The 12,135-nt window shown below is 72.7% G+C and carries 15 protein-coding genes; 13 read left to right on the forward strand and 2 right to left on the reverse strand.

The window, feature by feature from the left end; translation table 11 throughout:
• Positions 1-98: 98 nt before the first annotated feature.
• A complete protein-coding gene (locus B7L92_RS16375; protein ID WP_081238333.1) occupies positions 99-1,043 on the reverse strand; it encodes an aldo/keto reductase in 945 nt (314 codons plus the stop codon).
• A 214-nt stretch (positions 1,044-1,257) separates the two neighbouring features.
• Between B7L92_RS16375 and B7L92_RS16380 the strand changes: the two genes are divergently transcribed.
• The 13 genes from B7L92_RS16380 to B7L92_RS16440 all read left to right on the forward strand — a co-directional run bounded on the left by B7L92_RS16380 (position 1,258) and on the right by B7L92_RS16440 (position 11,663).
• The gene (locus tag B7L92_RS16380; RefSeq protein ID WP_081238334.1) at positions 1,258-2,058 is read left to right on the forward strand and encodes a GNAT family N-acetyltransferase; all 801 of its coding nucleotides are present in this window, start codon (positions 1,258-1,260) and stop codon (positions 2,056-2,058) included.
• Positions 2,059-2,660: 602 nt separating this feature from the next.
• Entirely contained in the window at positions 2,661-3,605 is a 945-nt protein-coding gene (locus B7L92_RS16385; RefSeq protein WP_081238335.1) for an RNA polymerase sigma-70 factor, read from the forward strand.
• Positions 3,606-3,760: 155 nt separating this feature from the next.
• Positions 3,761-4,960: an NAD(P)/FAD-dependent oxidoreductase gene (locus B7L92_RS16390; RefSeq protein WP_081238336.1), complete on the forward strand. Its 1,200-nt coding sequence runs from the start codon at positions 3,761-3,763 to the stop codon at positions 4,958-4,960.
• A gap of 407 nt (positions 4,961-5,367) precedes the next feature.
• Entirely contained in the window at positions 5,368-5,850 is a 483-nt protein-coding gene (gene crcB / locus B7L92_RS16395) for a fluoride efflux transporter CrcB (RefSeq protein ID WP_081238337.1), read from the forward strand.
• Positions 5,847-6,197 (forward strand): DUF190 domain-containing protein, encoded by a 351-nt coding sequence (locus B7L92_RS16400; protein WP_081238338.1) that lies wholly within the window; start codon positions 5,847-5,849, stop codon positions 6,195-6,197. The genes crcB (B7L92_RS16395) and B7L92_RS16400 overlap by 4 nt, the downstream gene beginning before the upstream one ends.
• Positions 6,194-6,556, forward strand: a complete 363-nt coding sequence (gene crcB, locus B7L92_RS16405) for a fluoride efflux transporter CrcB (RefSeq protein WP_081238339.1) — start codon at positions 6,194-6,196, stop codon at positions 6,554-6,556. Before B7L92_RS16400 ends, crcB (B7L92_RS16405) begins: the two co-directional genes overlap by 4 nt.
• 127 nt (positions 6,557-6,683) lie before the next feature.
• A complete protein-coding gene (locus B7L92_RS16410; protein ID WP_081238340.1) occupies positions 6,684-6,962 on the forward strand; it encodes a hypothetical protein in 279 nt (92 codons plus the stop codon).
• A gap of 337 nt (positions 6,963-7,299) precedes the next feature.
• Complete coding sequence (locus tag B7L92_RS16415; RefSeq protein ID WP_081238341.1) at positions 7,300-8,127, forward strand: alpha/beta fold hydrolase; 828 nt, start codon at positions 7,300-7,302, stop codon at positions 8,125-8,127.
• 366 nt (positions 8,128-8,493) lie between these two features.
• Positions 8,494-9,183: a DJ-1/PfpI family protein gene (locus B7L92_RS16420; protein WP_081238342.1), complete on the forward strand. Its 690-nt coding sequence runs from the start codon at positions 8,494-8,496 to the stop codon at positions 9,181-9,183.
• Between the two features lie 58 nt (positions 9,184-9,241).
• The gene (locus B7L92_RS16425) at positions 9,242-9,544 is read left to right on the forward strand and encodes a hypothetical protein (protein WP_081238343.1); all 303 of its coding nucleotides are present in this window, start codon (positions 9,242-9,244) and stop codon (positions 9,542-9,544) included.
• A 433-nt stretch (positions 9,545-9,977) separates the two neighbouring features.
• The gene (gene rpmG / locus B7L92_RS16430; RefSeq protein ID WP_004979173.1) at positions 9,978-10,142 is read left to right on the forward strand and encodes a 50S ribosomal protein L33; all 165 of its coding nucleotides are present in this window, start codon (positions 9,978-9,980) and stop codon (positions 10,140-10,142) included.
• A gap of 59 nt (positions 10,143-10,201) precedes the next feature.
• On the forward strand, positions 10,202-10,324 hold the full coding sequence (gene ykgO, locus B7L92_RS16435; protein ID WP_026084623.1) for a type B 50S ribosomal protein L36: 123 nt from the start codon (positions 10,202-10,204) through the stop codon (positions 10,322-10,324).
• Positions 10,325-10,598: 274 nt separating this feature from the next.
• On the forward strand, positions 10,599-11,663 hold the full coding sequence (locus tag B7L92_RS16440) for an NAD(+)/NADH kinase (protein ID WP_081238344.1): 1,065 nt from the start codon (positions 10,599-10,601) through the stop codon (positions 11,661-11,663).
• A gap of 79 nt (positions 11,664-11,742) precedes the next feature.
• On the opposite strand, the gene B7L92_RS16445 is transcribed toward B7L92_RS16440, so the two are convergent.
• Positions 11,743-12,081: a nuclear transport factor 2 family protein gene (locus B7L92_RS16445; protein WP_081238345.1), complete on the reverse strand. Its 339-nt coding sequence runs from the start codon at positions 12,079-12,081 to the stop codon at positions 11,743-11,745.
• Between the last annotated feature and the right edge of the window lie 54 nt (positions 12,082-12,135).

Below are 12,135 nucleotides of genomic sequence, written 5' to 3' on the forward strand. Positions count from 1 at the left end.
CGGGCGCGGGTCCTGAGCGGGCCCGACGAGCACGGCGGTGGCCGGCCTCCGCGGCGGGGGGAGGCCGGCCACCGGCACAGGGAAAGACGCGAAGGCCGTCAGGCGGAGGCTTCGGTGAGCCGGGTGAGCTCGTCGTCCGTCAGCCGCAGCTCCGTCATCTTCAGCAGGGCCGGGAGCTGGCCGACCGTCCGGGCGGAGGCGATCGGCGCGGCGACGGTCGGCCGGGCCGCGAGCCAGGCGAGGGCCACGGAGGCGACCTCGGCGTCGTGTGCCCGGGCGACCTCGTCGAGGGCGGCGAGGACCCGCTGTCCCCGCTCGGTCCCCAGGTGCTCGGCGGCGCCCCGGGCTCGCGCGCTCTCCACCGTGGTGCCCGGCCGGTACTTGCCGGTCAGGAAGCCGGAGGCCAGCGCGTAGTACGGGACGGCGGCGAGGCCGGACCGCTCGGCGACGCGCTGCAGCTCACCCTCGTAGGTGGCGCGCGAGACCAGGTTGTAGTGGGGCTGGAGCGCCACGTAGCGGGCCAGACCCTCGCGCTCGGAGAAGTCCAGGGAGGCCCGCAGGCGCTCGGCGGAGATGTTGGAGGCGGCGATGTGGCGGACCTTGCCCGCCCTCACCAACTCGTCCAGCGCGCCGATGATCTCCTCGACCGGCACCTCCGGCTTGTCGTAGTGGGTGTAGTACAGATCGATGTGGTCGGTGCCCAGGCGCCGCAGCGAGGCGTCGGCCGCGGCCTTGATGGTGGCGGCGGTCAGGCCCTGGAACTCGGGGTGCTGGCTGACCTTGGTGGCGATGACCACGTCGGAGCGGTTGCCGCGTTCCCTGAGCCACTTGCCGATGATCGTCTCGGACTCGCCGCCCCGGTTGCCCGGGACCCACGCCGAGTAGGAGTCGGCGGTGTCGATGAAGTTGCCGCCGGCGGCCGTGTACGCGTCCAGGACGGCGAAGGAGTGCGCCTCGTCGGCGGTCCAGCCGAAGACGTTGCCGCCGAGAGCGAGCGGGAAGACCTCGAGGTCGGACGTGCCCAGTTTGCGTGCGGAAGTCATGTCCGACGTCAACGACCGCGCCGGAGCGTTTCATTCCGTGAGCGGCCGCGGAGACCGCGCACATCGCCGCGGCGAGCCGTCCGGCAGCCCCGTCCGGTCTCCGTCCGGTACGGGACACGGGAGCTCCGGGAGCGGGATGAGCGAGCCCCGGGCGGGGCGGAAGGTGTGTACTGCCCGGACGGCCTCCGCACACTCGACGAATCGGGGAGTTCTCATGCACGGTCTCGCGGACTCGATCGAATCGATGGAACAACTCGCCGCCGTCTGGCGGGTCATGGTGCTCGACTGGGATCCGGGCGCGGATGTCCGGGACCTCCCGGGCATCGCCGTCCGCTGGGCCGACTGCCGGTTCGCCTTCTGGAACTGCGTCACGCTGACCGACGTCGACGCGGGCGCCGGCCTTGTGGAGCAGCGCCTGAGCGAGGCGGCGAAGATCATGCGGTCGAAGGAGCACCCGGGGTTCCTGTGGGTCTTCGAGGACCTCCTCGACCACGAGGCGCGCGCGGCGCTGGGGCCGGCGGCCGAGCGAGCGGGCCTGGTGCTCGCCTTCCCCGGCACGGGCATGGCGGGAGACCTGCTGCCCGTCCCCGAACCGGACCACCCCGATCTGACATTCGTACGGGTGACCACCGACGAACACCTGCGGGCCTTCGCCGACATCAACTCGCGTGCCTACGGGTTCCCCCTGGAGGACGGCCGTGACGGCTTCGCCCGCTCCGCACTGTGGAAGAGCCGGGTGCACGCCTACCTGGGCGTACGGGACGGTACCCCCGTGACCTGCGCCGCCACGACGGAGGCGCGGGGCCGCCTCTTCGTCATGCTCGTCGCCACCGACCCGCGGTGGCAGCGCCGGGGCTACGGGGAAGCAGTGACGCGAAAGGCGCTGCACGAGGGCGCCCGAGCCACCGGGACGACCCGGGCGACCCTGCACGCGACCGCCGCCGGGGCGCCCGTGTATCCGCGGATCGGCTTCGAACCGAACTCCCCGATGCGCTTCTACGCCCTGCGGGACTGACCCGGCGGGCGGCACGACTGCGCCGTCCGCGCGGTGCCCGGCGGCGGGCCGCGGCCCACGACGCCCGGGCGGGCCCCGCGAACAGTCGAGTCCCGCCCCGAAGCCGGGGCGGGACTCGTGTCCGAGCGCCGGGCAGGCCTCGCACCTGCATCTCCCCGCAGGAAGCGGGGCGTCTTTCCTTGGACCACCGACGCGCAGCGGCAACCGGATTGCTCCGGCGACCAGCTCAAGATCAAGCATAGCGCATTCCGATGATCCGGTTTTCACATCACACCGACCTCCGCCGTCGGCTCGGCCCATGCCCAGAACGTCATGGAGTCCGCGTGGTTGACGACACGTTGACTCTGCTCGTTCTCCAACTGTCCTTCGCTTCCGCGTGATTCTCGTGGCCGGGGGCATCCCGCACGAACCGCATCCGTCGTTCCACGGCGTCCGCGCTCGTCGCGGGCGGTCTCGTCCTCGGTGCCGGATCCGACGGGTCCCGCGTCGCCCGGGGAGCGGTGCGGATGGCGCACGGTCACGACGCGCTCCGCCCGGGGCGCGGTCCGGGATCCCGGGGAAACGTCCGGGGCCTTGCGCGTCGCCCGGCTAGGATCCGGGCCATGCCGCTGACCATGAAGGACGTGGACCGGTTCGAGGCCGCCAGGCCCCGCCTGGAGGCCATCGCCTACCGCCTCCTCGGTTCCGCGAGCGACGCCGAGGACGCCGTGCAGGAGACCTTCCTGCGCTGGCAGGCAGCCGACGTCGAGCGCATCGAGGTCCCCGAGGCCTGGCTGACGAAGGTGCTCACCAACCTGTGCCTCAACCAGCTCACCTCGGCCCGCGCCCGGCGCGAGACCTATGTGGGCCAGTGGCTCCCCGAGCCGCTGCTCGACGGGGACCCGATGCTCGGCCCGGCCGACACCGCCGAGCAGCGCGAGTCGGTCTCGTACGCGGTCCTCACCCTCATGGAGCGGCTGTCCCCCAACGAGCGGGCGGTGTACGTGCTGCGGGAGGCCTTCGACCACTCGCACCGGGAGATCGCCGAGATCCTCGACCTCACCGAGGCGGCCAGCCAGCAGATCCTCCACCGGGCCAGGAAGCGCCTCACCCACGGCAGGGCCCGCACCGAGGTCGACGAGGCCGCCGCCCGGCGGGTCGTCGAGGAGTTCCTGGCGGCCGCCACCAGTGGGAGGACCGAGCCGCTCGTGCGGCTGCTGACCGCCGACGCCCTCGCGGTCGGCGACGGCGGCGGCAAGGTCCCGGCCCGCGTCAAGCCGTTCGAGGGCGCCCTCGCGGTCGCGAAGTTCCTGCGGGGCCTGTTCAGGCCCGCACCATCCAAGCGTGCCCTGGTCGGCGGCTCGCCCGAGATCCACGTCGCCACCGCCAACGGCGGTCCCGCCGTCGTGGCGGTGGTCGAGGGCCGGGTCGTCGGCATCATGTGCCTGGAGGTCACCCGCGAGGGCATCGCCGCGTTCCGCAACCAGGCCAACCCCGACAAGCTTCGACGCGCGACCCGGGCGTGGGTAGCCACCGATCACGGAGAGCCCCTGTTCCACGCGTTCTGACCGCGACGCGGGCCACCCTCGTTCCGCCGTGAACCACCCCGCTCCCGATGTGAGCCGCATCACATCACATTCCTGTCAGGGAACGGCGTGCTGCCCGGTTCAAGGGACGAACCGCATCACACAAAGGGCTGACCCGCGCAGACAGGAGCAAGACCATGCAGCACCGCATCATCGTCCTCGGCGCCGGATACACCGGGGCCGTCGCGGCCGGCCGCCTCGCCAAGCGGTTGCACCGTGACGACGTCGCCCTCACCCTCGTCAACGCCGAGCCCGACTTCGTCGAGCGCGTCCGGATGCACCAGCTCGCGGTCGGCCAGGACCTCAGGCCCCGGCCCTTCGGCGAGATGCTCGCGGGCACCGGCGTCGAGCTGAGGCTCGCGAGGGTCACCGGCGTCGACGTCGACCGCAGGGCCGTCACCGTCGTCGACGCGGACGGCGGCACCGGGGAACTGGAGTACGACACCCTCGTGTACGCCCTCGGCAGCGGCTGGAACGACCAGGGCGTCCCCGGCGCCGCCGAGCACGCCCACGAGATCGCGAGCCGGCCCGGAGCGCTCCGGCTGCGCGAGCGTCTGGCCTGCCTGGACGCCGGACAGCCCGTGCTCGTCGTCGGCGGCGGCCTGACCGGCCTGGAGGCCGCGACCGAGATCGCCGAGGCCCGCCCGGACCTCGCGGTCTCCCTCGCCGTCCGCGGCGGCCTCGGCGACCGGCTCTCGGACAAGGGCCGCGGACACCTGCGCAAGGTCCTCGGCGGGCTCGGCGTCACCGTGCACGAGCACGTTGCCGTCACCGGCGTCGAGGCCGACCGCGTCACCACCGCCGACGGCACGGTCATCCCGGCCGCGGTCACCGTGTGGGCCACCGGCTTCGCGGTCCACCCGATCGCACGGGCCACCACCCTGGAGACCACCGACACGGGCCAGATCGTGGTCGACGCGACCATGCGCTCGGTCTCGCACCCCGACGTGTACGCCATCGGCGACGCGGCCATGGCGATGGGACCCGGCGACAAGCCGCTGCGGATGTCGTGCGCCTCGGGCACCCCCGGCGCGTGGCAGGCCGCCGACGCCGTCGCGGCACGCCTGACCGGCGGCAGGATCCCGACCACACTGATCCGCTACTTCAACCAGTGCATCTCGCTGGGCCGCAGGGAGGGCCTGATCCAGTACGTCACCGCCGACGACCGAGCCGTCGACGCGGCCCTGACCGGCCGGCTCGCCGCCCTCTACAAGGAACTGGTCTGCAAGGGCGCGGCCTGGGGCGTGGCCCACCCGACCCTCGGCCTGCCGACCCGCCGCCGCCGCGTCCTGCGGCAGGCGGCCCGGCCGGCCCCGGCGACCGAGGCGGCGGCCTGACGCACACCGTCGGGCGGGCACCCTTGACGGGGGAGCGCCCGCCCGGCGGTGGAATACGGCTTACGGGGTGCGGTAACGGAGACGAGGGATAGCCGTTGATCACTCGGCCGACGACGACGCCGGGACGGGGGGGCGGAGAGCGCGGCCGGGAGGACCAGGCCCCCACCGGACCCCGGCGATGGCGGAGGCGGCGAGTGCGCCCCTGCGTGGGCTTCCCGGGGATCTGTGGGCTCATCGTTCGGGCGGCAGGGGCCGGCCGGTACCCTGGTGGGCGACGGCGGCCCGTGCACGGCCGCCGCACGGCGGTGGGGCTCGCCGTACCCGAACCGCGGCACGGACGCCGCCGACAGTCCCTACTTGCGATCGTGCGCACCCGTGTGCGGGTGCCCGGCGAGTAGGGGACACGCGTGACGACCTTCCGTGACCGGACCACGGAGCCGACCGACCCGGACGTCGACCCGTCGGCGTTCGCCCGGCGCCGCGAGCTACGGCGCGGGCAGGCACCGATCATCGCCGTCGTCGCGGTCGGCGGCGCGATCGGCGCGACCGCCCGTTACGGGGCGTCGCTGCTGTGGCCCACCGCTCCGGGCGCCTTCCCGTGGACCACGTTGGCCGTGAACACGGTCGGGTGCGCGGTGATCGGCCTCTTCATGGTGCTCATCAGCGATGTGTGGGCCGCCCACCGGCTGGTGCGGCCGTTCTTCGGCACCGGCGTACTGGGCGGCTTCACCACCTTCTCCACCTATGCCGTCGACACCCAGCACCTCCTCGACGCCGGCCATGCCCGCACCGCCCTCGCCCACCTGGCGGTCACGGTGACGGCCGCTCTCGCGGCCGTGTGGGCCGCCGCGACCGTCACCCGTCGCGTGATCTCCTGGAGGCAGCGATGACCCGACCGCACGGCACCGCCCTGCGGGTGACGATCTTCATCGGGGAGAACGACACCTTCCACCACCGGCCGCTCTCCAGCGAGATCGTCCACCGCGCCCACGAGGCGGGACTCGCCGGGGCGAGCGTCTTCCACGGCATCGAGGGCTTCGGCGCCTCGTCGCTGGTGCACACCACCCGACCGCTGTCGCTGAGCGAGGACCTGCCCGTGGCGATCGTCGTCGACCGCGAGGAACGCATCCGCGCCTTCCTGCCCCGGCTCGACGAACTGGTCACCGAGGGCCTGGTCGTCCTGGACGATTGCGAGGTCATCCGCTCCGTCGGACGCGGTGGGAAGGACGAGCGGTGAACTGGATTCTCGTCATCGCCGGCGCCATGGTCGGCGCGCCCCTGCGTTACCTCACCGACCGGGCCGTCCAGGCCCGCCACGACACCGTCCTCCCCTGGGGCACCTTCGTCGTCAACGTCACCGGCTGCCTGGTCCTGGGCGCACTGTCCGGCGCGGTCACCCGCGGCGCCGCCTCCCACTCCGTGCAACTGTTCGTCGGCACCGGGCTGTGCGGAGCCCTGACCACCTACTCGACGTTCTCCTACGAGACGATGCGGCTGGCCGAGTCCGGGGCGCGGTTCTTCGCCATCGCCAACGTCGTCGCCGGCTTGGGCGCCGCGTTCACCGGAGCCGCCCTCGCCCAAGCCGTCTGGGGGTGAACGGCCAAGCCCTCACCGCCCGGGGCACGGTTGCCGCGGAGGCGGACGCCCGTCACCCTGGAAGGGACGTTCCACGGCCGGTTCGCCCTCGGTGCAGGTCAGCAGGCTGTGCGAGGAGGCCCCCGAGATGGCACACGACTGCTCATTCACCGTGGACGACAGCGGGAACATCACCGACCGGCGCGACGACGGGCACGGCTTCTCCACCGTCTCCGCCGGCGAAACCGTCGGCAGGCCCGCCGAGGTGAACGTAGAGGAACGCCTCGCCGCCCTGCGCCGGGCCGCCGCCCACGCGGACGACGGCCCGAAGGGCACCCGCGACAGCGTCGTCAACAGTCTGCTGCGCCGGGGCGGCGGGAACGGCACCGCGGTCCTCGCCGTGCGGATGGGTCGAGGAGGCGCTTGACCCCGACGAACAGCCCCTCTCCGTGGACAGGTGACGGAAAGTCACCCGCCTTGTACAAGGGCGCAGTTCAGGAATCGGAAAGCTCCGTGCACAGCCCGACCGGAATACCCGACCACGCTTTGCTCTTTTACCCGAAAAGCAAACGGCTCGGCGGGCTGACATTCCGGCGTCGGGGTATCGTGGGCGGACGACGTGCTCGTCACGGCGGCCTCTGTCGCCGACCGCTGCGTCGAACTTCCGCGCGTCCGCTGTTGATTCGCGGCGTGACGTCCCCCAGCGACTGGACACCGAATTTCACACCCCGTGGAATTCCGTCTCGGCGTGAAAGGAATGCACCATGCCCTTCGCCACCGCACAAGACGGCACGCAGATCTTCTACAAGGACTGGGGGTCGGGCCGGCCGGTCGTCTTCTCCCACGGCTGGCCGCTCACCGCCGACGCGTGGGACCCCCAGCTCAAGCTGATGGCGGACAACGGCTTCCGCGCCATCGCCCACGACCGCCGCGGAGGCGGACGCTCCGGGCAGCCCTGGGACGGGAACGACCTGGACACGTACGCCGACGACCTGGCATCGGTCATCGAGGCGCTGGACCTCCGTGACGCCATCCTGGTGGGACACTCCACCGGGGGCGGCGAGGTCACCCGCTACCTCGGCCGGCACGGCTCCGGCCGCGTCGCCAAAGCCGTCCTGGTCGGCGCGATCCCCCCGCTCATGCTCAAGACCGAGGCGAACCCCGAGGGTCTCCCGATCGAGGTGTTCGACGAGATCCGGGAAGGGGTCCTGAAGGACCGCTCCCAGTTCTACAGGGACCTCAGTGAAAGCTTCTACGGAGCGAACCGCGAGGGATCCACCGTCTCGCAGGGCATTCGCGACGCGTTCTGGCTCTGGTCGATGACCGTCGGGATCAAGGGGGCCCACGACTGCGTCAAGGCGTTCTCCGAGACCGACCTCACCGAGGACCTCAAGAAGATCGACGTCCCCACGCTGATCATCCACGGCGACGACGATCAGATCGTCCCCATCGTGGCGTCGGGTGAGAAATCCTCGAAACTCGTCGAGAACGTGACCTACAAGGTCTACCCGGGTGCTCCCCACGGGCTGTCCATGATTCCCGTGTTCGCGGAGAGGTTCAACGCCGACCTGCTCGACTTCGCGCGCGGCTGAGGGACCGGCGTCCGCGACAGCAGGACGTCGGCGCATCCGGCGGGACGCCGACGTCGCGGCGCGTCACGCCGGGCCGGTCCCCGCCGATGGCCCGGAGGCCTACGGCACGTGCCTGCCCGGTGGTCGGCGGCCCGTGAGCCCGGGGCCCTGGCGCCGCGACCCGCGCGGGCGTGGTGCGGGGCGCGGCGACCGGGCGGGACCACGGCCCCCGGTCGCCGGCCATGACGTGATGTCCCTCCGCCACCGGCCGAACGGTGGCGGAATCCCGTTGAAGAGTGTCATCCGTGCCCCTGGGAGGCGGGCGGACCGCTGGATAGCTTCGGTCCTGTCCGGAACGGTCGGACATCCGTACCGAAGGAACTCCTCATGCACGCTCAGATCGTCCTGTTCGACGGTTTCGATCCCCTTGACGTCATCGCCCCCTACGAGGTGCTGTACGCAGGCGGCACCGCCTCCGGCGGCGCGGTGACGGTGGAACTGGTCTCCGCCGATGGGCCACGCGAGGTGGTCAGCGGCACCGGTGCCCTGTCCCTGCGGGCCACCGGCACCCTCGATCCCGAACGCGCCGGCCTGGTCCTGGTCCCCGGTGCCGCGGGCCGTGTCGGCGGGCCCGGTGAAACGCCCGACCACGATGCGGGGGCGGGGGAGTGGCAGCAGGACGAACTCGTCCCCGTGCTGCTGGGCCGCACCCTGACCACCGAATTGCCCACGCTGCTGAAGGCGGCGATGGAGAACCCGGAGGTGACGGTCGCCACGGTGTGCGGCGGCTCGCTGGTCCTGGCCATGGCCGGCCTGCTCGAGGGCCGCCCCGCCACGACCCACCACATGGGGATGGAGATGCTCGACGCAACCGGTGCCCACGCGGTGCACGCCCGCGTCGTCGACGACGGCGACTTCGTCAGCGGCGCCGGTGTCACCTCCGGACTCGACCTGGGCCTGCACCTGCTGGAACGTGAGATCGGCCCCCGGATCGCCCACGCCGTCGAAGGACTCTTCGCCCACGAGCGCCGCGGCACGGTCTGGCGCCGTCGGGGACCGGCGCCGGTCGGCTTGTGAGCACGCCCTCCCGGCCTGCACCTCCCCGTTCGCACACACCGTCAGGAGCGACACGAGCATGCCCGTCGAAGGTATCTGGGACCTGTCCGTGGCCACCCCCATCGGCAGGATCAAGGCCGTGGTCGTCTTCCGAAGGGAGGGGGACGCCCTGACCGGGGTCGCCCACGGGGCGGGGGAGGAAGTGACGCTGGACGACATCGTCCTCGACGGGCACCGGGTCACCTGGAAACAGTCCGTCACCCGGCCCCTGCGGCTGAACCTGGCCTTCGCGGTGGCGCTCCACGGCGACACACTGGAGGGAACGTCCCGGGCCGGCCGCCTCCCGGCGTCCAGGGTCACCGGCACGCGCCGGCCCGCCTGAGCCGGCCCGCCCGAACGGGCGCCGCGCGTCCGCCCGCGGGCTGCCCTCCTCCCGGGGGCACATCCGCATCCGGCGGTTCCGCGCGGGCCGGGTCCTTGCCCGCCCCGCCCTGTGCGCGGTCCGGACCAGGCTGCCGCAGGTGCCGTCCGGGGCCGCGGTGGTGACGGGCCCCGGGAACAACCGCGCGGGGGGACGTGTTGACGGGACCGTGGCCGTGGAGGGGACAGCGTCCCCGGGCCTCACCCCACGGCCTGTGGGGACGATCGTCCGGCTGAAGCCCCGCAGAGCCTTTCGCCGCACAGGCGACCGCCCTCCACGATCACGCGATCCGCTGAACGGGGAATCGCCGGAATACGGCGCTCCCCGACGCTGTTGCACACCATGCTGACATGTTCGAGTCAACAGGCTCGGGCGGTGGCGGAAGGAGCACCCCATGGCACGCAGTACTGCGCGGCCGGTCGTCAAGCTGAAGTCGACAGCCGGTACGGGAGTCACCTACGTGACCCGCAAGAACCGTCTGAACGACCCCGACCGGCTGGTCCTGCGGAAGTACGACCCGGTCGCCGGCGAGCACGTCCTCTTCCGCGAAGAACGATGAGACCCACCTCCGTCGCCCAGCGGCGGAGGCCCCTGTTCCATCCTGCTGAGGAGACCGCGATGAAGGTGCGCAAGTCCCTGCGCTCGTTGAAGGCCAGGCCCGGCGCCCAGGTGGTGCGCCGGCGGGGCGTGACGTTCGTGATCAACAAGAAGGACCCGCGGTTCAAGGCCCGCCAGGGCTGACGAGCCGCCCTGCCACCGGCCGGCCCGGTACCGCGCTCGCGGTACCGGGCCGGCCGTCGTAGCGGCGGGGGAGCGCGGCGAGAGGCCGGCCGCGGCGGCGTGGCGCGGTGTCCCGCGCGCCGTCGCCCGGTCAGGATGGAGAGGCGTCGCGTCCACGTCCCGGCCGCTGTCCGCACGGAGCACCGGTGAGCGGACAGGGGCGAGGGGCGCCGGGCGACAGCGGGCCGGCGGTCGTGCGGGCCGGTCGAGGCGGACGGACGTCCTGGAGGCGGAGATGACGGTGGACCGGGTCGGCATGGTCGTGCACGGAGGACGTCCCGAAGCCGTGGAGGCCGCTCGCACGGTCCGGGCGTGGTGTGCCGACCACGCCGTCGCCTGCAAGGACATCGACGTGTGGGACGACGGCGGACGGCGCAGCGCCCGGGAGGAGATGACGGCGGCGGGCGATCCCGACCTCATCGTCACCCTCGGCGGAGACGGCACCTTCCTGCGCGGGGCTCGGCTCGCTGCGGCCGTCGACGCGCTGGTGCTCGGAGTCGACCTCGGCCGAGTGGGCTTCCTGACGGAGGTGCCCATGACCATGGTGCGTGCGGCGCTGGACGCCGTGCGCGAGAACCGGCTCGACGTGGAGCGGCGCATGCTGCTGACCATGCGCGCCTCGTGCCGCCTGGAGGTGCCCCCGGACATCGAGGCGCTCGTGAAGTACGGCCGGGGCCCGCTCCTGCCCCCGACGAGTGTGCGCTCCGACTGCGAGGCGGGCGGGGAGTGGGGCATCCCGCTGGACGTGACCGCCCTCAACGACGTGGTGCTGGAGAAGCTCGCCAGGGACCGGCAGGTCTCGATCGGGGTCTATGTCGCGGGCCGGCTCCTGGCCTCGTACTCCGCCGACGCGCTGCTGGTGGCCACACCGACGGGCTCGACCGCCTACAGCTTCGCCGCCGGCGGCCCCGTGGTCTCGCCGCGCGCCGAGACGCTGGTGTTCACACCGGTCGCTCCGCACATGACGTTCAACCGCTCGGTCGTGGCCGCCCCGGACGAGCCGGTCGGGCTGCGGGTGCTCGAACGCTCGGGCCGCGCCGCCGTCAGCATCGACGGCCAGCTCCGCGGCGTGATCGGCCCCGGGGACTGGATCGGCGTGTACGCGGCGCCGCGCAGGCTGCGGGTCGCACGCCTCGGCCCGATGGACTTCTACGGCCGCCTCCGTGACCGCATGAACCTCACCGACGCGCCCGCCGCGGTGGCCGACGGCATGCCCGCGCCCCTCTGGCCGGAGAGCAGCCCGCCGCCGGGCGACCTGGCCCACCTCGCCATGCCGCACCGCCCGGCCGGAGCCGAGTGACACGGAGCCCCGGCCCGGCCGTCGACGCCGGTGGCCGCGCAGGCTCCCGGCCGGTGGCCGGTCGGCGCGCACCACGGCCTCACACCGCGCCGCCGAAGAAGACCCGCACCTCCCGGATGAGCCCGTCACGGACCCTGATCGCCTCCATGTTGCGGTACCGGCCGCCCGTCGTGAGCGCGTACTCGTAGAGGACGAGGACGAGTTCCTCGTCCGCCGGGACGACGTGCGGCAACCGCTGCTCGGTCATCCGGTCGGCGGTGGGGAAACACCGCTCGAAGAACGCCGCCCGGTCGATGTGGTCGTCCTGCGGACTGGTGAACGAGAAATCGTCGGCGTAGAGGGCGAACGCCGCGTCGCGGTCCTGCGACCGGTAGCACCGGAACGCGGCTTCGACCACGTCGGTCGTTTTCCGGGACATCGTCGCTCCTCGCCGGACGGGCCGCCCCTCTGCCACCGTAGGACCCGGACCCGG

The organism is Streptomyces viridosporus (genome assembly GCF_002078235.1).
Classification (GTDB): Bacteria; Actinomycetota; Actinomycetes; order Streptomycetales; family Streptomycetaceae; genus Streptomyces; species Streptomyces viridosporus.